The 19050-nt window shown below is 58.7% G+C and carries 17 protein-coding genes and 1 pseudogene; 14 read left to right on the plus strand and 4 right to left on the minus strand.

Annotated elements, in window-relative coordinates; translation table 11 throughout:
* Window positions 1-73 precede the first annotated feature (73 nt).
* The 9 genes from FBZ97_RS19460 (at window position 74) to hemN (ending at window position 11311) form a co-directional block, all read left to right on the plus strand.
* Window positions 74-778 carry a CBS domain-containing protein gene (locus tag FBZ97_RS19460; protein ID WP_113353524.1) on the plus strand — a complete coding sequence of 235 codons (705 nt, stop codon included), beginning with the start codon at window positions 74-76 and terminating at the stop codon, window positions 776-778.
* Window positions 775-2091, plus strand: a complete 1317-nt coding sequence (locus FBZ97_RS19465) for a divalent metal cation transporter (protein ID WP_113353525.1) — start codon at window positions 775-777, stop codon at window positions 2089-2091. The genes FBZ97_RS19460 and FBZ97_RS19465 overlap by 4 nt, the downstream gene beginning before the upstream one ends.
* Before the next feature lie 219 nt (window positions 2092-2310).
* The gene (locus FBZ97_RS19470) at window positions 2311-3012 is read left to right on the plus strand and encodes a CBS domain-containing protein (RefSeq protein ID WP_113353526.1); all 702 of its coding nucleotides are present in this window, start codon (window positions 2311-2313) and stop codon (window positions 3010-3012) included.
* A 458-nt stretch (window positions 3013-3470) separates the two neighbouring features.
* On the plus strand, window positions 3471-5231 hold the full coding sequence (gene cydD / locus FBZ97_RS19475) for a thiol reductant ABC exporter subunit CydD (RefSeq protein ID WP_145321130.1): 1761 nt from the start codon (window positions 3471-3473) through the stop codon (window positions 5229-5231).
* Window positions 5228-6916 (plus strand): ATP-binding cassette domain-containing protein, encoded by a 1689-nt coding sequence (locus FBZ97_RS19480; RefSeq protein ID WP_113388850.1) that lies wholly within the window; start codon window positions 5228-5230, stop codon window positions 6914-6916. The genes cydD and FBZ97_RS19480 overlap by 4 nt, the downstream gene beginning before the upstream one ends.
* Before the next feature lie 80 nt (window positions 6917-6996).
* Window positions 6997-8592, plus strand: a complete 1596-nt coding sequence (locus FBZ97_RS19485) for a cytochrome ubiquinol oxidase subunit I (RefSeq protein ID WP_145321128.1) — start codon at window positions 6997-6999, stop codon at window positions 8590-8592.
* A 6-nt stretch (window positions 8593-8598) separates the two neighbouring features.
* Window positions 8599-9753, plus strand: a complete 1155-nt coding sequence (gene cydB, locus FBZ97_RS19490; protein ID WP_145321126.1) for a cytochrome d ubiquinol oxidase subunit II — start codon at window positions 8599-8601, stop codon at window positions 9751-9753.
* Between the two features lie 18 nt (window positions 9754-9771).
* Window positions 9772-9885 carry a cytochrome bd-I oxidase subunit CydX gene (gene cydX / locus FBZ97_RS19495; protein WP_113391333.1) on the plus strand — a complete coding sequence of 38 codons (114 nt, stop codon included), beginning with the start codon at window positions 9772-9774 and terminating at the stop codon, window positions 9883-9885.
* A 79-nt stretch (window positions 9886-9964) separates the two neighbouring features.
* Window positions 9965-11311, plus strand: a complete 1347-nt coding sequence (hemN, locus tag FBZ97_RS19500) for an oxygen-independent coproporphyrinogen III oxidase (RefSeq protein ID WP_113391332.1) — start codon at window positions 9965-9967, stop codon at window positions 11309-11311.
* A gap of 9 nt (window positions 11312-11320) precedes the next feature.
* On the opposite strand, the gene FBZ97_RS19505 is transcribed toward hemN, so the two are convergent.
* Window positions 11321-13240 carry a PAS domain-containing sensor histidine kinase gene (locus tag FBZ97_RS19505; RefSeq protein WP_113391331.1) on the minus strand — a complete coding sequence of 640 codons (1920 nt, stop codon included), beginning with the start codon at window positions 13238-13240 and terminating at the stop codon, window positions 11321-11323.
* A 21-nt stretch (window positions 13241-13261) separates the two neighbouring features.
* A complete protein-coding gene (locus FBZ97_RS19510; protein WP_113355807.1) occupies window positions 13262-14020 on the minus strand; it encodes a helix-turn-helix domain-containing protein in 759 nt (252 codons plus the stop codon).
* 142 nt (window positions 14021-14162) lie between these two features.
* Between FBZ97_RS19510 and FBZ97_RS19515 the strand changes: the two genes are divergently transcribed.
* Complete coding sequence (locus FBZ97_RS19515; RefSeq protein ID WP_113355808.1) at window positions 14163-14888, plus strand: response regulator; 726 nt, start codon at window positions 14163-14165, stop codon at window positions 14886-14888.
* A 25-nt stretch (window positions 14889-14913) separates the two neighbouring features.
* Here the strand turns inward: FBZ97_RS19515 and FBZ97_RS19520 are convergent, their stop codons facing one another.
* Both FBZ97_RS19520 and FBZ97_RS19525 read right to left on the minus strand, forming a co-directional pair.
* The gene (locus FBZ97_RS19520; protein ID WP_113355809.1) at window positions 14914-15354 is read right to left on the minus strand and encodes a hypothetical protein; all 441 of its coding nucleotides are present in this window, start codon (window positions 15352-15354) and stop codon (window positions 14914-14916) included.
* 66 nt (window positions 15355-15420) lie between these two features.
* The gene (locus FBZ97_RS19525; protein ID WP_113391330.1) at window positions 15421-16254 is read right to left on the minus strand and encodes a universal stress protein; all 834 of its coding nucleotides are present in this window, start codon (window positions 16252-16254) and stop codon (window positions 15421-15423) included.
* A 274-nt stretch (window positions 16255-16528) separates the two neighbouring features.
* On the opposite strand from FBZ97_RS19525, the gene FBZ97_RS19530 reads away from it, so the two are divergent.
* The 4 genes and pseudogenes from FBZ97_RS19530 to FBZ97_RS19540 all read left to right on the plus strand — a co-directional run bounded on the left by FBZ97_RS19530 (window position 16529) and on the right by FBZ97_RS19540 (window position 18963).
* On the plus strand, window positions 16529-17713 hold the full coding sequence (locus FBZ97_RS19530; protein ID WP_145321124.1) for an acetate/propionate family kinase: 1185 nt from the start codon (window positions 16529-16531) through the stop codon (window positions 17711-17713).
* A 66-nt stretch (window positions 17714-17779) separates the two neighbouring features.
* Window positions 17780-17920, plus strand: a complete 141-nt coding sequence (locus tag FBZ97_RS34470; RefSeq protein ID WP_156090759.1) for a hypothetical protein — start codon at window positions 17780-17782, stop codon at window positions 17918-17920.
* A 24-nt stretch (window positions 17921-17944) separates the two neighbouring features.
* Window positions 17945-18127, plus strand: a pseudogene (locus tag FBZ97_RS19535) (hypothetical protein); the annotation flags it as partial.
* A gap of 320 nt (window positions 18128-18447) precedes the next feature.
* Complete coding sequence (locus tag FBZ97_RS19540) at window positions 18448-18963, plus strand: GNAT family N-acetyltransferase (RefSeq protein ID WP_186449512.1); 516 nt, start codon at window positions 18448-18450, stop codon at window positions 18961-18963.
* The last annotated feature ends 87 nt before the right edge of the window (window positions 18964-19050 follow it).

Here is a 19050-nt window from a genome sequence, read left to right on the forward strand (position 1 = left end):
TCTGGCGTGCCTGCGATTCCGTGGGCGTCACTATAGCGGGAATCCCTAACATAAGTGAAGATGGAGAGTCGTCGTGCAAGCCAAGGACATCATGACACGGAATGTCATCACAGCCACTCCAACGATGAGCGTCCGAAACGCGGCGCTGCTCTTGCGCGCCAATGATATCAGCGGTCTTCCCGTGATTGACGACAATGGCGAGGTCTGCGGCATCCTGACCGAAGGGGATCTCATGCGACGCGTCGGCGACAATTGGGCGTCGTCGGCCAAAGACGGACCAGAGCAAGACGATCGGCATGGTTTGAACAGTTATATTCAAATTTACGGCTGGTCGGTTGGCGAGGCGATGAACCGTGAGGTTATCAGCGTTACCCCCGAGACGGATGTCGGGCGGATCGGCAACCTGATGCTGTCTCACAAAATCAAGCGAGTTCCTGTTATCAGCAACCATCGTCTTGTCGGTATCGTCAGTCGATGCGATTTGATCAATCTAGTCATCGACGCGCCTGGTCGACACATCGCTAAGGGCGATGACGCCATAAAGCTCGCCATCAAGACCAGGCTGGCCGCGGATCTTGGGATTGATAGCAACAAGATCGACGTCGCCGTCAAAGACGGCCAGGTACAAGTCCAGGGAATCGTCGAGTCCAATATCCAACAAAAGGCGATCCGAACGCTTATCGAGGGAATTCGAGGAATCAATGGATATGTCGATCGCACGACGCTCCTGCCTTCGGACGCCGTCAGCGTTTCAACGACGCGAGATAGCGGCCAATGAGTCAGGAACTCGTCACCGTTGGACGATCCTCGTGGCGATCGCGATTGTCGGGTCGTCTTGCTCGCCTACGAGAGCACCCACTCGCGAGTTTGGGTCCAGGCCTGATCACCGGTGTCGCCGACGATGATCCGAGCGGCATCGCCACGTACTCCCAGGCCGGAGCGCAATTCGGTCTGAACATGCTATGGACCATGCCGGTGTCATTTCCGATGATGGCGGTCGTCCAGGCGACGTGCGCAAGGATCGGTCGTGTGACTGGGCAGGGCCTGGCGGCGAACATAAAGACCGCATTTCCACCGATGGTCCTCTATGCCGTCGTTTTCTCGCTCCTGATCGCCAATATTCTGAATATCGCCGCCGATGTTGCCGCCATGGGCGAGGTCGCGGAGCTGGTGACAGGCTTCAACCGGCACCTGATGACAATGTTCTTCGTTTTCGGAACGCTCGCGCTTCAGGTCTTCATCCCATATCACCGCTATGTCGCGTTCTTGAAGTGGCTGACAATTTCGCTCCTGGCCTATGCGGCGGTCCTTTTCACCGTCCACATCGACTGGCAGCAAGTCGCCTTGAGGACGATTTGGCCAAGGATCACTCCGACGTCGACCTATGCCGCGGTCGTCGTCGGCGTCTTCGGTACGACGATCAGTCCTTACCTCTTTTTCTGGCAGGCATCGGAAGAGGTGGAGGAGATGAATGCCGCTCCCGGTTCAGTGCCTTTGTCCAGAGACAGTGCGACAGCTCCCAAGGAACTTCGTCGTATTGGCTGGGATACATGGAGTGGCATGCTCTACTCCAATCTCACGGCTTTCTTCATCATATTGGCGACCGCCGTGACGCTCAATGTCGCCGGCATCACGCAGATCGACACCGCCGCGCAAGCAGCAAGCGCGCTGCGGCCGCTAGCCGGACCCTTTGCCGCACTTATCTTCGCGCTCGGAATACTGGGCGTCGGTCTCATCGGCGTGCCCGTTCTCGCGGGCTCGGCCGGCTATGCACTTGCCGAGGCCATGGGATGGAAATTCGGCCTGGAACGCAGTCCAAATGACGCTCGGGGCTTTTACGGCGTGATCGCCATAAGTGTGCTGCTGGCGCTGATCATTCAGTATTCGCCGATCACTCCGATGAACGCATTGTTCTGGAGCGCTGTGATCAATGGTCTGCTCGCCGTCCCGCTCATTGCCGTCATTCTGCTGCTGGCGGCAAACCGCAAGATCATGGGTCCATACACAATCGGGAAAGGGGCCGTATGCATCGGCTGGGGCACGGTCGCCTTGATGGCGGTCGCAGCCGGGATGATGCTCGTTCCACAATAGGCTTCTAGTGGAGCTCTCCAGCCTTGGTCAATCGAAGTTACCGGGTATCTCTTAAACAGGCGCTTCAATGTCGCACAAAACGGCTTGCCGATGATCGCTACTAGCGTCGCTCGTTTGATGTCGATCAAAGCGTGGCAATCGTGCGCTGTGTAACCTTGTCGGCATGGAACAACCCAACCCCTATCGGCACCGCAAACCAATCCATCGCCGGAGAAGACCATGCTCATTCAAGAAATCATGAACGCACCAGCTATCACCGTAAGCCCCAAAACATCCGTTGTGGATGCGGCGACGATCATGCTCGACCGTCACATCAGCGGTCTTCCAGTCGTTGATGCCGGCGGAAATATTGTCGGCATTGTCAGCGAGGGCGATTTCCTTCGCCGCTCGGAATTGCACACGGAGCGCAAGCGACCCTGGCTGCTCGAGTTTCTAACCAGCCCCGGCAAGCTCGCTGACGAATATGTTCTTTCGCATGGCCGCAGCATTGAGGAAGTGATGACGTCGGAAGTTGTCACTATTGCTCCCAATGCCTCGCTCTCGGTTGCCGTCGACCTGATGGAAAAGCATGGGGTCAAGCGCTTGCCCGTCGTCGTACAAGGCAAAGTGATCGGAATGGCCTGCCGATCAGACCTCTTGCGCGCGCTGGCCAACATGCTGCCAAAGGAGAAGGGACAAGCCAGCGACGATCAGATCGCCGAGGCCGTCATTGCCGAGCTGTCCCATCAGGACTGGAGCCAGAATGGCTTCATAAAAGTCAGTGTTCACAACGGCGTCGTCGAATTGTCGGGTACAATCTTCGACGAAAGAGAGCGACTGGCCGCCAAGGTGGCGGCGGAGAACGTGCCAGGCGTCAAGTCCGTTACCGACCACATCACATGGATCGATCCCTATCTCGGCGTTGCCATGCCGGCGGTCTGAACAACGCAATCTCTATAGGCGCAAGAAAGACGACATGGAGGGGCGGCGAACGAATAGCTCGACGCCCTGCCTTGGCCGCCGTCTGGATTCCTCGGTCACCCAAAATCGGCTGCTGGTGACGACCAAACGTTTCCCGCACCGACGGAGACCGTGCCTAGCAAGACCCGTCTGTCATAGTTTCTCGAAGTTGACCTAGGTCAAAGCTGAAGCGTCACGGGCAGGTTACTAAACGTCAAGTTCACCGTGCAGACGGTCAGACAACCCAAAAATCTCGCACCGGATGAAGTGCGTTTTAGAATCGTCTAAAGGCACTAAAGCGACGGAAATCACCATGAGCCCTGCGCCTCTCGTCCAATCCTTTCCCAGTCATCTCGGGCTTGTCGAGGCAGCTAAGACGCCCGCCGTTTACTCGAGGGCACGCGCATGAGCGCCAACCCCATCGACAAGAGGCAGGCACGATGACCACCGCATTCTTCAATACGGGATCGCAAGTCAAACGAGAGGCGGAGACCGACCGCACCTACAGCTCAATCCCACCGTCTTCCACAAAAGACCGGTCGCCAAGGACAATGCGTGCCAAATTGTCACGGGCCGCTCTCGTGCAAACGCTGGCGTCACTCCTCTGGATTCCTCAAGCAGCCTTGCTTGCCAGTGGAATAGGCGTGATCGCTGACAGGCATAGCATGATGGCAACGGCGGTAAGTGTGCTGCTCGTCTTTCTTCTTGGCACCTTGCGTGCCGGACTCGATGCCTTGGGCGGACGTTTGGCTTTTCGAGCCGCGCGCGCAGAACTGAGCCGGCGGCGCGATATTGCAGTTGCGGCACTCGCCGCCCGATCGCCACTGGACAGCGATCGTCCAGCGTCCGGTCTCGCAGCCAGCCTGATCGCCGAGCAGGCTGAAGCCATCGTACCCTATCTTGCTCGCTTCCGGCCGGCGCGACTGAAAGCAAGTGCCGTCCCACCGGCCATCCTCATCTGTGTTGCGTTGGTCTCCTGGATAGCGGCCCTCGCTCTGCTCCTTACGGCACCACTGATCCCCGTGTTCATGGCCCTGATCGGCTGGCGAGCCAAGGCGTCAAGCGAACAGCAACTGGCCGAGACCGGCGGACTCAATGCTTTTCTCCTCGACCGGCTGCGCGGCCTTGCCACTATTCGCGCGCTCGGCGCCGTCGATCTCACCGCCTTGCGATTGCGGGCCGATGCAGAACAGCTCAAGATGCGCACCATGGCGGTGCTGAGGATCGCCTTCCTATCTTCCGCGGTGCTTGAGCTGTTCGCCGCGCTGGGCGTTGCCGCAATGGCCGTCTATGTCGGCTTCAATATGCTCGGCGCGCTCGATGTCGGCACCTGGTCCGGCAGATTGAGCCTGACCCAAGGTCTGTTCATTCTCCTGCTGGCTCCGAGCTTCTTCGAACCTCTGCGAGAGCTGTCGGCGGTCTGGCACGACCGGGCGGCCGGAGAGGCAGCCCTGGAAGCTCTAGACGCCCTATCCGGCGCTGGCACGAGGTTGCCGGGCCGGCGCGATGAAAAGGTGGAGGAAACCAGCCGCGAGCATACATTGCCTTCAATCAATATCAGTCGGCTCTGTTTCCGGCACCGGCCCGAACAAACGCCTGTTTTCCATGATTTCGGCCTAACGATCGCAGCCGGTGAGCATGTGGCTCTCCTGGGAGAAAGCGGTGCTGGCAAGACGACCATGCTGTCGATGATTGCCGGTCTCGTTCCTTCGCAGAGTGGAATGATCCACGTCGGCGGGCGGCGGCTTGATGATATTTCCGCGTCCGCGGTCCGACGGCGCATGGCCTGGATCGGGCAGCGGCCGCATATTTTTGCCGGCACGATGACCGGCAACATCACGCTCGGCCGCCCCGAAGTCAGCCCGCGCGCGGTACAACAAGCGATTGACCTTGCCCATCTACGGCGAATTGTGACCCAGCGCGGCGCCACGTCCATCGGCGAAGGTGGGGCGGGTCTGTCCGGCGGCGAGGCCCTCCGGCTAGCGATTGCCCGTGCCGCCGCGGCCCCGCATGTTGACATCATTCTCGCGGACGAGCCGACCGCACATCTCGATACCGAAACCGCACGTGAAGTCACCGATGCGTTATTGGCAATTGCTCGCGGGCGGACACTCGTTGTCGCCACACATGACCCCGTTCTGGCCGCAAGAATGGGTCGGGTAATCCATATCGACGCATCGGTCCGGGAGGAAGCCGCATGACGTCGACATTCTCCACTCTTTATCCCATCTGTCGGCTTTTCCTGGCAGCGCGGGGACGCGTATTGTTGCTCGGCGCGCTGCTGTCGGCCCTCACCGTGCTCGCTGGCATCGCCCTGCTCGGGCTCTCGGGTTGGTTCATCACGGCGACGTCGCTTGCCGGCCTGACGGCGACGGCCATTACCTTTGATGTCTTTGCCCCGTCCGCCGGCATCAGGCTGTTGGCGATCCTTCGCACTGGCGCGCGCTACGGCGAGCGGCTGACGACCCATGACGCGACGCTCGGCGTTCTTGCCGCTCTTCGCGAAAATCTGTTTCGCGGTTGGGCAGCACCTGGGGCGGCAACGATTTTGATGCAGAGGCCTGCCAAGCTGCTTTTCCGGCTGACGGCGGACATCGATGCGCTCGACTCCCTCTATTTGCGCGTTCTGGTGCCGGCTACCGTCGCCATCGTCTCCGCCCTGGCGGTCAGCATCGCGTTGATGCTGCTCTCGGTCCCGTTCGGGCTGCTCGTTGGCCTATGGCTTGTCGCTGCCGGTCTTGGCATTCCGGCCCTTGCGGGATGCCTGGCGCTGAAACCGGCGCGACAGCGGGCGCACGCCATAGAAGCACTGCGCTCGCGTGCCATCGATCTCGTCGCCGGACAGACCGAACTCCTCATGGCCGGGAGATTGCAGGCACAATGCGCGGCGCTCGCTGTCGCCGATTATCGTTTACGAAAGGCAGATGATACGCTGAACCGGATCGAAAGCGGTGTTGTCGCCGGCTTCGGCTTCGCCTCGGCCGCGTTGCTGTCCGGCACTTTGCTGGCGCTCACCGCCCTGGCAGAACGCGGCCTTATCGGTGCGCCGATTGCCGCTCTCGGCCTGCTGGTGGCCCTTGCAGCGCTCGAACCCTTTGCAGCGCTGCGCCGTGGGGCGCTGGAACTCGGCCGCACCATGCTTGCTGCCCGTCGCATTTCACCGCGTCTGGAACAGGTTGCCCGGGCCCCCGCGCATCAGATGCCGCCCGCGGGCTTGGCCGTTCGGCTCTCCGGCATATCCGCACGGCATGACGCAGCGGCGGTGGCTTCGCTTGAAGATCTCGCGCTTTCCCTGACACTGGGCGAGCATCTCGCGGTGATAGGCCCGAGCGGAGCCGGAAAGTCGACGCTGCTTGCCATCCTAGCCGGCGAACTCGCCATCGAACGCGGCGTGGTCGAAACCGTTCCGGCGACAATGCTCCCCCAACGCACGGAGCTGTTCCAAGACAGTCTGCGAGATAATTTGCGCCTTGCTGCCCCGGACGCAGACGATGAGATGCTCTACGCGGCGCTTGCGGATGCCGGCCTCCTGCCAGACGTGCAGGCCCTGCCCAAAGGCCTTTCCACGCGCCTCGGCGAAAGCGGGCTTGGCTTATCCGGCGGGCAATCCCGTCGCCTGGCACTCGCAAGGCTCCTGTTGCGCGATACGCCGCTCTGGCTTCTCGATGAGCCGACGGAAGGCCTCGACCGCGAAACCGGACGTGATGTCATGCACCGCATCGCCGACCGCAGCCGCGGGCGTTCACTGATGATCGCCACGCATATTCGCCGTGAAGCCGAGATCGCCGACCGGATCATTGTTCTTGAGAAGGGCCGCATCGTCGCGACCGCGCGGCGGGGAGAAACCGAATTTGATGCAGTGCTCGCCCGACTGAGGCAGGACTGAGACATCTGACCGATCAATCATAGCCAAGGCCGTTCAAGGCCGCGGTGCATCAACCACCTTTTGGAGCGTGGGGAAAGACTATGGAACTCGATATCGTGGCGCTGTCGCGCCTGCAGTTCGCCATGACGGCGCTGTATCACTTTCTGTTCGTGCCATTGACGCTCGGCCTTTCCGTGCTGCTTGCCATCATGGAGACGACCTATGTCATGACCGGCCGCCAGATCTGGCGGCAAATGACGAAGTTCTGGGGGACGCTCTTCGGCATCAACTTCGTGCTCGGCGTTGCAACGGGCATCGTGATGGAATTCCAGTTCGGCATGAACTGGAGCTACTACAGCTATTATGTCGGCGATATTTTTGGCGCGCCGCTGGCGATCGAAGGATTGATGGCCTTCTTCCTGGAGGCGACTTTCGTCGGTCTGTTCTTTTTCGGCTGGGACAAGCTGTCGAAGGTTGGCCACCTGGTCGCGACCTGGGCGGTGGCGCTGGGATCGAACTTCTCGGCGCTGTGGATCCTGATTGCCAATGGCTGGATGCAGAACCCGGCTGGCTCGGCGCTCAATCCGCAGACCATGCGCATGGAGATCGTCAGTTTCTTCGATGTCGTCTTCAATCCGGTGGCGCAGGCGAAGTTCGTGCACACCGTCTCGGCCGGCTATGTCTGTGCCTCGGTCTTCGTGCTTGGTGTCTCGGCCTGGTATCTCCTGAAGGGCCGCAGCGTCGAGCTCGCGAAGCGTTCGATGACGGTTGCCGCATCCTTCGGCCTGGCTTCGGCGCTTTCGGTCGTCGTGCTTGGCGATGAAAGCGGCTATCTGACGACCGAACATCAGAAGATGAAGCTCGCGGCAATCGAAGCCATGTGGGAGACCGAACCGGCGCCGGCCGCCTTCACCGCTTTCGGCTTCCCAGATCAGGAGGCCCGCGAGACCCATTATGCCATTCACATTCCCTGGGCCATGGGCCTGATCGGGACGCGATCGCTGACGACGGAAATCCCTGGCATCGACAAGCTCGAGGAACAGGCCAAGGACCATATTCGGGAGGGTATCAAGGCTTATGACGCGCTGATGAAGATCCGCGCAGCCAAGCCGGCAACGCCCGGCGAAGTCTCGCAGGATGTTGCCACTGCGCGCACCTCCTTCGAGGATATCGGCCACGAGCTCGGTTATGCTCTGCTGCTCAAGCGCTATGTCGACGATCCTCGCCAGGCGACGGAGGAGCAGATTGCGCAAGCGGCTCGCGACACCATTCCGAATGTGCCGACGCTCTTCTGGTCATTCCGCATCATGGTCGGCCTTGGGATGTTCTTCATCCTGCTGATGACGGTCTTCTTCTTGCTCTCGGCTCGCCGGAAACTGGATCGCTATCCGCTGCTGCTGAGGATCGCGGTCTTCGCCATTCCGCTGCCCTGGGTCGCCATCGAACTTGGCTGGGTCGTTGCGGAATTCGGCCGTCAGCCATGGATCATCGAAGGCGTGCTGCCAACGGCTGCGGCCGTCTCCAATCTTGGCGCCGGCACCGTGCTTCTCACCATCCTCGGTTTTGCCGCGCTCTACACCGTCCTCATCGTCATCGAGATGATGCTGATGATCAAGGCGATCCGCAATGGCCCCGAAGCGGATGACGAGCCGGAGGCCAAGCTGATTTCCGAAAACCTAGTTCCGGCTGCGGAGTGAACCACCATGATCCTGCATGAATTGATCGATTATGAGACCCTGCGCATCATCTGGTGGCTGCTTCTCGGCGTACTTTTGATCGGTTTTGCCGTCACCGACGGCTTCGACCTCGGCGTCGGCACGCTCCTTCCCTTCGTTGCAAAGACGGATACGGAGCGACGCATCGCCATCAATTCGATCGGCGCGACCTGGGAGGGAAATCAGGTCTGGCTGATCCTCGGCGGCGGCGCTATCTTCGCCGCCTGGCCACCGCTCTATGCCGTGTCCTTCTCCGGTTTCTACCTCGCCATGTTCGCCATCCTGTTGGCGCTGATCCTGCGGCCGGTTGCGTTCAAATACCGTTCCAAGCGCGATAGCGCCGGCTGGAAGGCGGGCTGGGACTGGGCCTTGTTCGTTGGCGGTTTCGTTCCATCGCTGATCTTCGGCGTAGCGGTCGGTAACGTGCTGCAGGGCGTGCCGTTCCGGTTCGACGGCGATATGCGCATCTTCTACGAAGGCTCCTTCTTCGCGCTTCTGAATCCATATGCACTCCTCTGTGGTCTGCTGTCGGTTGCCATGCTCGTCATGCACGGCGCCGCCTGGCTTCTCGTAAAGACAGATGGAGTTGTCGCCGAACGCGCGCGTCGGTTTGGCATGGTGGCGGCTCTGGTTGTGATCGTGCTCTTCGCGCTCGGCGGCCTGTTCCTTTGGATGGGCATAGACGGCTATCGCATCGCCAGTGCAATCGATGTCGAAGGCCCATCCAATCCGCTTCTGAAGACGGTCGAACACAGCGCGGGCGCATGGCTTGCCAATTATGGCAGCCATCCATGGATGATGATCGCGCCGGCTCTCGGTTTCCTGGGTGCGGCAGTGGCCTTGCTTGCCATGCTCGGGCGGCGTGAAGTGACCGCGCTGCTGTTCAGCAAGCTTGCCATCTTCGGCATCATCTCGACGGTCGGATTGTCGATGTTTCCCTTCATCTTGCCGTCCTCACTTGATCCGCGCTCCAGCCTCACGGTCTGGGACGCTTCGTCCAGTCATCTGACGCTCTTCATCATGCTCGTCGTCGCCGTCATCTTTCTGCCGATCGTGCTTGCCTACACCGCATGGGTTTATCGCGTGCTGTGGGGCAAGGTTGACGAGGCGACGGTGAACGATAAGGGCGGCCACGCCTACTGATCTGCAAGGAGATTTCGCATGTGGTATTTTGCCTGGCTTCTCGGCTTCCCTCTTGCTGCAGCATTCGCTGTCCTCAACGCCATGTGGTACGAACTCGCTGACGACAATACCGAGACGAACAATCGTGGATAGCGCCCGGGCGGCCGGGTATGTCGCCCGGCCCATGCCCGCCGACCGATCCCTCTGCCTCATCTATTGAAAGACCCCTCCCGTGTTCACCAGCTCGCTTGCCCGCTACGCCCAACCCGTGCCGCGTTACACCAGCTATCCCACGGCGCCGCATTTTCATAATGGTATTGACGGCGCGTGCTATGCCAGATGGCTTGGCGAGACGGATCCACATAAACCCGTTTCGCTTTACTTGCATGTGCCCTTTTGCGATCAGCTCTGCTGGTTTTGCGGCTGTCATACCAAGCAGGTACGACGCTACGATCCTGTTGCCGATTATCTCGACGCGCTTGGGGCTGAGATCGCGCTTACCGCGTCGGCACTTTCCGGTCGGCGACGGGTTAGTGCCATTCATTTCGGTGGCGGCTCACCGACCGTGATCGAGCCTGACGGCATCGACAATCTTCGTGCAAGACTCGACGGTGCTTTCCACCTTGATGCGGGTTGTGAGATCAGCGTCGAGATCGATCCGCGCAACGCGGACCATGACAAACTCGAAGCTTGGCACCGCTTGGGAATCACGCGTGCAAGCCTCGGCGTCCAGGATTTCGATCCCGACGTTCAAAGGGCAATCAATCGGCCACAAAGTTTCGAGCAGACACAAGCCGTCGTGGGAGCCTTGCGCAACGCCGGCGTCGGCTCGATCAATCTCGACATTCTCTACGGTCTGCCGCTGCAGACGACGGAGACGCTGCGACGGACGATCGATCTTGCGGTGTCGATGCGGCCAAATCGTATTGCGCTTTTCGGCTATGCGCATGTTCCCTGGGTGAAAAAACACCAAAGCCTTATCGATCAAGATACCCTTCCCGGTCCGGCCGAACGGTTCGACATGGCAAGCGGTGGTGCTGCTCAATTGGCGGAAGCCGGCTATATCGCACTCGGTCTCGATCATTTCGCCGACCAGGACGACAATCTTGCCGCCGCGGCCAGCGATGGAAGGATGAGACGCAATTTCCAGGGATATACGACGGACGATGCCGAGACGCTGATCGGATTCGGAGCATCTTCGATCGGTAGGCTGCCACAAGGCTATGTCCAGAACTCGGTTTCTGCAGCGGACTATATCCGCAAGGTCAAAGCCGGCGAGCTTCCTACCATGCGCGGCTTCGCACTTTCGCCTACCGATCGCATCATCGGCAGGTTGATCGAGAGCCTCATGTGCAATTTCTCCTTCTCCATTTCCGATCTGAAGCGAGCTTTCGGAGCCGAGATCGGCTCCCTGCTCGTCGAGGCGGCGGCAATTGCCGCTTTGGAAGGCGCTATTGTTTCCTTCGACGGAGATACATTCTCGGTGAAGCCGGAAGGAAAACCTTTCGTTCGCACGATCGCCTCCCGCTTCGATCGCTACCTGACACGTGACATGGCGCGCCACAGCGCCGCCGTTTGAGGCAGACAGTCAATCAAGGAGCTCGCGCAGACGGACGGCGAGCTGGCGGGCGGTGTAGGGTTTTTTCAACCAACTGCCAGCCTCCGCCAATTCGCGCCCGGCGATCGTGGGCTCCGCATATCCTGATGTGAACAGCACCTTGATTTCAGGGCGCATGGCCCGGATTTTATGTGCGAGCTCATCCCCAGCCATGCCGCCGGGCATCACGACATCGGTAAACAGCAGTGCAATGTCATGATTTTCCTGGAAAAGAGCGAGAGCCTCGGTTCCATTGCTTGCCTCGATGACACTGTATCCGGCGTCGAGAAGACGGGAGACTGTGACGCGACGAACACGAGCATCGTCCTCGACGACGAGGATACGCTCGAAGCCTTTTGGAATAATGTCAGGCTTCCTGTCGTCTGCATGAACTGGCTCCATTTCCGTTCGTGCCTTTTCGGCAGGCAGGAAGATACGGACGCTCGTGCCTTGGCCGATCTCGCTATAGAGCTGGACAAGGCCACCTGACTGCTTGGCAAAGCCATAGACCATGCTGAGGCCAAGCCCGGTGCCAGCCCCCATCCCTTTCGTCGTAAAGAACGGCTCGAAGGCACGCTCCTTTGTCTCGCTCGACATGCCAACACCGGTGTCGGTCACCGCGATCAACACGTATTCACCGGTCCGGACCTCCGGATACATGCGGGCGTAGTCGGCATCCAGCCGCAGGCGGGAAATCTCGATCGACAAAAGCCCGCCGCGGGGCATCGCGTCCCGTGCATTGATTGCAAGGTTGAGGAGAGCATTTTGCAATTGCGAGCCATCAACGAGCGCTTCGTTCGCGGCACCGGTAATGACGGTTCGCAATTCGATCGCCTCGCCCAACGTGCGGCGCAAGAGATCGGAAAAGCCGGATACGAACCTACCGACGTCCATAAGCTTGGGATTGAGGGGCTGGCGACGGCCAAAGGCAAGGAGTTGAGCGGTCAGCTTGGCTCCGTCCTCGGCCGCTGCCTGTGCCTCGGCAACCAGCGACAGCAACTTCGTATCCTGCAGTCGCGCCTCGATCATTTCCAGGTTGCCGCTGATGACGGTCAGCAGATTGTTGAAGTCATGGGCCAGGCCGCCAGTCAGTTGGCCTATGGCTTCCATCTTCTGTGATTGTCGAAGTTCCTCTTCGATCTTGTGGCGGCTCGTAAGATCTCGGATGAAGCCGGTAAATATCCGCTTGCCGTTGGTGACCGCCTCGCCAACCGACAACTCCATCGGAAAGACCGTGCCGTCTTTGCGCTGCCCACTGACGACGCGACCATAACCAATGATGCGGCGCTCGCCGGTTGTCAGATAGTGCGAGAGATATCCATCATGGGCCTCGCGGTCCGGCGAAGGCATCAGCATCGAAACGTTTTTTCCATGGACGTCCTCTGCCGAATATCCAAACAGCTTTTCCGCAGCGGTGCTGAAGGACGCGATCGCTCCCAACTCGTCGATCACAATCATCGATTCGGGGACGGTCGCGAGAATTGACCGCAAATGAGCCTCACGCTCGGCCAAATCCGCCTGAATCTGTTTTAAGTGACTGATGTCATTATTGGTTTGGACAATGACGTGTTCGTCTGGATCGTCAGAGGATGCCGCGACCCAACGGCTCGTCACGACGATGGGCCTGCCATCCTTGTGCAGATGCACAAGCTCCCCCTGCCAGGCAATCTGCCGGGCGACCTTGCCGCGGATTTCCTCGAGAGGCTCCGGGAAAATAGTCGACAGCAACTCATGAACCACCTGGCCAATGGCCTCCTGTTGGGTCCAGCCGTAGAGCCGCTCGCATCCCGACGTCCACCTCCGGATGATTCCGTCGAAGGTGTGCACGACAATATTCGCGCTATCGAGGATCTGGGCGATTTCGTCCAACCTGGTTTCTGGGGCTTGCTGTCCTGACGACCGATCGTTCATCGAATTTCCATCTGCATTCGGTTAATGGCGCCGCCGGGCATTATCCAAGGAAATGACGGGCGAATAGCGATCGTCGCATTCATCACCCTCTCCCGCCAGATGTGCAAGCATCCTGGCTTTTAAAACGCGGATGGAATGGCGACCCACAGGGCTGACGATACCCTTGTTTGTCAACCTCGTCATGGTTCGGGAAACCGTTTCGATCGTGAGGCCCAGATAGTCGGCGATATCGAGACGAGTCATCGGAAGATCAACGACACCGCACGAGCGATCCTGTTCTCGTTTCCGCTGTAGCTGCCGCAGCAAGAAGCTGCAAAGCCGCTCTTCGGCATTCTTGCAGGAGAGCAACACCATCTGATCCTGGGCCGCCGCCATTTCGTCGCAAAGACGGGCAAGAAGCTGCGGCCTCAGTTCCGGCGAACTGCCGACCGTATCCTCGAAGGCTCTCCGGGAGAAACGGCGCAATCTGACAGGGGTCACGGCTTCGGCGCTATAGAGATAGTGATTTCTGAGCGAAACGCCGACAAGATCGCCAGGATAGAGGAAGCCTGTTATGACGCGCCTGCCATCCGCCATGATCTTGAAAATGCGTAAAACCCCCTCCACCAGCTCAAAGAGATGTTTTGCCTGGTCGCCTTCGAAGAACAACGTTGCGCCGGCATCCAATTGCTCCAGTGGTTGCTTCGAGAATAATGATTGAAGACAGACCGGTTCGGCATCGAAGGCAACAACAACCTCATTGTAACTCTGGGCCCGCTCAGCGCTATTTGCCGACAACATGACAATCCCTCTCAAATGTTGTTCCGATGCCGGGTAGATTGATGCCTTCCGAGTGACAGCCGAATGCCACGCGTGTTAGAGATCGTGCAATTTTGTAACGGATTGTCACAGGTCGCAGCCCGTCTTTACTGGAAACCTTGCAATGGCCATCGATCAGCAACGGCGTGAACATCTTCTGGTCGTGGATGACGACCCCAGAATCCGTCAGATGCTGACACGCTACTTCGAGGACGAAGGGTATGTTGTTAGCGCAGCATCGAACGGCCTTGAGATGCGGGCGTCTCTGCAGCAAGCGAATTTTGATATCATTTTATTGGATTGGGTCCTGCCCGGCGGTGAGGACGGATTGGACCTTGCCCGCGAAATCCGCGCACAGTCGGACATTCCGATCATCATGCTGACCGGTCGCGACGATGTGGTCGACAGAATCGTCGGGATTGAAGTCGGCGCCGACGACTATATCGCCAAGCCCTTTCATCTCCGGGAAGTGCATGCTCGACTGAAGTCTATTCTTCGCCGCCGCCAGCCTATGACGAAAGCTCGAGAAAACGAGCGAACGGACATAATTGGTTTTGAAGGCTGGCAGCTCGATATCGGCAAACGACAGCTTCTATCACCGGACAAAAAGGAAATCGAATTGACCACCGGCGAATTCGACATGCTGGTTGTATTCGCACGCCACGCCGGACGTGTCCTCAGTCGCGAGTTCCTGATGGAATTGACGCGCGGCCGTAATCTGGAAGTCTATGATCGAACGATCGATGCCCAAATCGCGCGACTGCGCAAGAAGATCGAGGCCGACCCCACGCATCCACAGTTGATCAAATCGGTACGCGGGGTGGGCTACGTCTTCACCGCGAAGAGATAAAGGCGGCTTTGCTGCGAACGAATCCTCATCGGTCGTTTTCGTTGCAGACCATCATAAGCCCGTGATCCAATCGATAGACTCGCTCCTCGTTGTGCATCTGCTCCCAATTGCCCGGATTTTGATTCCAGAATCTAATTTGGTTGCACTTGAGTTCCCTGGCCCGCGATCGAATGCTGGCAAACAGGGTTTGCGCAATGCCACGTTCATCAGCTGCGCTCGCGACAATCAGAAAAGTGACGTCGAGCAGCCGCCCGACGGCGGGATGATGGCAGAGCCTATAGATGCTTAGACCCTGTATGTAACCTCGAGGGTTGACCGCGGCGAGGATTTCGTCGTGACGATTGGCGTCGGATGCCATCCGGCGCCAGGCAACCATACCAAGGTTTGGAACTGCTGCCTGGACAAGTGGATAGGCTTGCACGATCTGATCCGGCCGCAGCGCCGCGATAACATAAGTGCCAGCCATTCTTCTTCCTTTCCAAGAATAAAGCAATCGACCCCGCTTGTCGGCTGGGTCATGAGCCAATTGGCATCAGCGTGTCATCATCAATGGAACAGGCGTGTGCTCCAGCATGGAGCGCGTCGTCCCTCCGAAGATCCACTCACGCACCCGCGAATGCCCGTAAGCACCCATGACAATCAGCTCGGCGCCGATGTCGATCGCATGCTGACGTAGAACGTCCGCAACAGCGCGACCAGCGCTGGGCAAGACATCCACCGAGACTCGGATGCCATGTCTTGCGAGAAAGGTCGCAACATCGGCTCCAGGCTCTTCGCCGTTGCTGCCGATCGTCGCGGATGGATCGACCATGGCGACACACACGCTATCGGCCGCGATCAGCTGCTCCATCGTGGCCCGCACGGCCGTGCTTGCTTCGTTGCGGGAGTCCCAGGCAACCAAGACCGTTTTCGGCCGAAGAGAAGCGGCATGCCCTTTGGGCACAAGAAGGATCGGCGCCGGCGACCGAAACAGGGCTCCGTTCAGAATTTCCTGCCGCATATCGTCCTGGGCCAGAAAGCCGCCGCCGATCAGCGTCAGGTCGACATAGCGCGCCCGTTGTCCGATTTCATTCTCCGCCCATCCGTATTCCGTAAAGAGGCTGGTCACGTCGAACGAAACATCATCAGCCTTGAGAATGGCATTGGCGGCAGCGACCTTCCGACGAAGGTTTTCCGTCTGGCGCTCACGCTCCTCGAGCCATACCGTGGACGTCACTTCGCCATGTCCGCCAATCGGCGGAGCAGCAAGTGCCGTCACCAGCACCGACAGGTGGGCCTTGGATGCCCGGCACAATTCGATTGCGGAATGCAGGTCATCGTCGTTTTGATCAACACCGATGACGCTCAGGATAGTCTTGGCTTGCATGGTCGCACCTCCTGTTTGGACGTTGGTCGATGGAGGCGAGCTTAAGCAACAAAAGGAAGTCCGCCTTGATCTTCGTCAAGATGAGGGAACCATCAGAAATCGCGGGCATTCGTCGGCTTGACATGGGTCAAAGCCACCTCCGCCAACTTGTGTCAAAAGAAACGATAATCGCTGGGCGATATGCGCAGCGGACATCTCTGATAGAGAGTCCACCGTGCCCAACTACTTTCAGCAAGCTCTTGAAAAGAGCGGACTTTGAACAGATTGAAAAGTCATGGCGGACACGACCCTGCTTCTCACATTCAACATGGGCTCTTCGACATTGAAGATCGGTCTGTTTCAGTGCGACGTCCACGGCGCGTGTCGCATTGGCAAAGGACTGGTGGATTTCGGCAGAAGACCCCTCACCTTTCATCTGAGCGAAGGACCCGCTTCCTTTGATATTCAGCTATACGCGGAGGGAGGAGAGGATCTGCGGGATGTCGTCGCGGAAGTATTCGAGGCGCTGGCTGCCCATTTTGACATGTCGGCTGTTCACTTTGCGGGCCATCGCGTGGTTCATGGGGGCGATCGATTCGCGGGCCCCGTCATCCTCGACGAGACCACCATCGGCGAATTGGACAAGTTGGTGGCGCTCGCGCCGTTACATCAGCCGCAGGCGCTTCGCGTGATCCGCGCGGTAAAACATTTGCGACCGGCGCTCAAGCAAACCGCTTCCTTCGACACGGCTTTTCACGCAACCCAAAGCGACCTGGTTCGCCGATTTGCCCTACCAAGGGCTTTGCACGATCGTGGCATTAAGCGCTACGGCTTTCATGGGCTCTCCTACAAATTCATCATCGGCGAATTGCGCAGTCGCGCTCCCGAGATTGCTGCTGGCAAGGTCATCGTTGCCCATCTCGGTAACGGTGCCAGCCTATGTGCTCTCGACAATGGGGAAAGTCGTGATTGCAGCATGGGATTTTCAACGCTCGACGGTGTTCCGATGGCGACACGCTGCGGTACCCTCGACCCAGGTGCGCTGCTGTACCTTCTCGGAACGAGTGGCAGGACGCTTCGAAACCTTGAAGAGATGCTCTATTATCGGTCTGGCTTGCTCGGCATATCGGGGATCAGCGGCGATACCCGCGATCTCCTGAAAGACACGCGTGGGGAGGCACGCGAGGCGATAGACCTTTTTACCTTGCGGATAGCCGGGGAAATCGGTCGCATGACGTCAACTCTCGGCGGCCTCGATGGTCTCATTTTCACCGCCGGGATCGGGGAACATCAGCCAGAGATCCGAGCCGCAGTCTGCGACCGCCTACGATGGCTGGGAGTGGATCGCGACCTTGATAAAAACATCGCCAACGGCCCAATCATCAGCACCTTTTCGAGCAAGATTAGAACCTTCGTCATTCCGACCGACGAGGAACAGATCATCGGCGACGAGGCCTTGTCGCTCCTGACAAGCAAATGATCGAGATCAATGGCTCACCGCTTCAATCGAAGTCCGCATTTGACCATTTCGAATTGGAGTAGTGATATGGAAAACCAGCCAAGTGCCATTCTTGCGCATTCGCTCGACACCAATGAGCTCCGTCTCATCGACCGCTATCGGCGCGCTGCCAATGATCTTTCGGTCGGGCAATCTATCTCCTCGACAATCCGCTACGCGAACCGTTGAAGGCGGACGCCCGCCGCCGTCGATCTTTTCCACGAGAATATTCTGGAACTCTCAACTCGCGTGGTCAACGTCGTCGATCTATTAGCGTTGCAGTCGAAGGAACAGCATCCGCATGGATTGGCCGATGACGTCTTCGACAGGCTGTTTACGCGGGATCGGCCCGTGATCTTCGCCTATCATGGCTATCCCTACCTGGCCCTACGGTAGGAATAGGCATCCAGGATTGTGAAGCGTTGCCGCGTCGCCAGGGAGTCGGTGGGCGAACTGGCATCCCAAAGCGCAACGGGCCGACCGGCTGACGATTGGCCTATCAGATCTCTCACGGTTCAACGCGGCGATTGGTCCTGTTTTCCAGCTATCGTGTAGATAAATGCTGCGAGGCGCCTGAAGGTGTTCCCTCATTATTCTTGTCAGAACCTTTGCGGATTTGATCCCCGTCAATGCGGACTTCCTTCGCAGATCTAAGATCAAGGTCAATTACCAACCAGTCTAAGCAAGTGAAATATCGCACGAATGGAGAAGCGGTCATGCCGGAACAGCAGTGGAATATAGTGACGCGTGATGGTTTGCGGGTCTCGGTCAGACCGGCCACAAATGGCGACGAAGGACTCCTCACCGAACTTTTCGATCACGTCAGTCCGCAAGATCTTCGTTTCCGTTTTTTCTCGGCGATCAAGCATGTTTCCCGCAAGCAGATCGCGGAATTGATCGGCGTCGATCATGGCGCCGTGGAAAGCTATATTGCTTTCGCCAGGAATACCGCAACACCGATCGCAACGGCGGTGCTCGCCTGCGACCGGGACAAGAAGCGAGCCGAAGTCGCCATTTCCGTACGGAGCGATCTCAAGGGGCATGGTCTCGGCTGGGAGCTTCTGAGCCTGATGGTACGGGAAGCCAAGAACCGGGGTCTGCAAACGATCGAATCCATCGAAGACAGAAACAATTATGACGCTGTTGAGATCGAACAGAACATGGGTTTCAGGGTCAAACCCTATCCCGATGATCCAAGGCTTGTGCTGCTATCGAAGTCATTGGTCGCCTAGGGAGGCCGTGGCGATGATGCCTCGGATCACCGTCTGCCCCCTGCGCACAGGCCGCCTTAATCACCACACGAGTGCCGATATCAACAG

The sequence above is a fragment of the Rhizobium sp. ERR 942 genome (assembly GCF_007828395.1).
Taxonomy (GTDB): Bacteria; Pseudomonadota; Alphaproteobacteria; order Rhizobiales; family Rhizobiaceae; genus Rhizobium; species Rhizobium dioscoreae.

Excerpts from the sequence above, each read along its gene's own strand:
- FBZ97_RS19515 (WP_113355808.1), top strand. The coding sequence starts at position 14,163 with ATGGCCATCGATCAGCAACGGCGTGAACATCTTCTGGTCGTGGATGAC.
- FBZ97_RS19525 (WP_113391330.1), bottom strand. The coding sequence starts at position 16,254 with ATGCAAGCCAAGACTATCCTGAGCGTCATCGGTGTTGATCAAAACGAC.
- FBZ97_RS19540 (WP_186449512.1), top strand. The coding sequence starts at position 18,448 with ATGCCGGAACAGCAGTGGAATATAGTGACGCGTGATGGTTTGCGGGTC.
- cydX (WP_113391333.1), top strand. The coding sequence starts at position 9,772 with ATGTGGTATTTTGCCTGGCTTCTCGGCTTCCCTCTTGCTGCAGCATTC.
- cydD (WP_145321130.1), top strand. The coding sequence starts at position 3,471 with ATGACCACCGCATTCTTCAATACGGGATCGCAAGTCAAACGAGAGGCG.
- FBZ97_RS19510 (WP_113355807.1), bottom strand. The coding sequence starts at position 14,020 with ATGTTGTCGGCAAATAGCGCTGAGCGGGCCCAGAGTTACAATGAGGTT.
- FBZ97_RS19505 (WP_113391331.1), bottom strand. The coding sequence starts at position 13,240 with ATGAACGATCGGTCGTCAGGACAGCAAGCCCCAGAAACCAGGTTGGAC.
- FBZ97_RS19530 (WP_145321124.1), top strand. The coding sequence starts at position 16,529 with ATGGCGGACACGACCCTGCTTCTCACATTCAACATGGGCTCTTCGACA.
- FBZ97_RS19470 (WP_113353526.1), top strand. The coding sequence starts at position 2,311 with ATGCTCATTCAAGAAATCATGAACGCACCAGCTATCACCGTAAGCCCC.
- FBZ97_RS19485 (WP_145321128.1), top strand. The coding sequence starts at position 6,997 with ATGGAACTCGATATCGTGGCGCTGTCGCGCCTGCAGTTCGCCATGACG.
- cydB (WP_145321126.1), top strand. The coding sequence starts at position 8,599 with ATGATCCTGCATGAATTGATCGATTATGAGACCCTGCGCATCATCTGG.
- FBZ97_RS19480 (WP_113388850.1), top strand. The coding sequence starts at position 5,228 with ATGACGTCGACATTCTCCACTCTTTATCCCATCTGTCGGCTTTTCCTG.
- FBZ97_RS19520 (WP_113355809.1), bottom strand. The coding sequence starts at position 15,354 with ATGGCTGGCACTTATGTTATCGCGGCGCTGCGGCCGGATCAGATCGTG.
- FBZ97_RS34470 (WP_156090759.1), top strand. The coding sequence starts at position 17,780 with ATGGAAAACCAGCCAAGTGCCATTCTTGCGCATTCGCTCGACACCAAT.
- FBZ97_RS19465 (WP_113353525.1), top strand. The coding sequence starts at position 775 with ATGAGTCAGGAACTCGTCACCGTTGGACGATCCTCGTGGCGATCGCGA.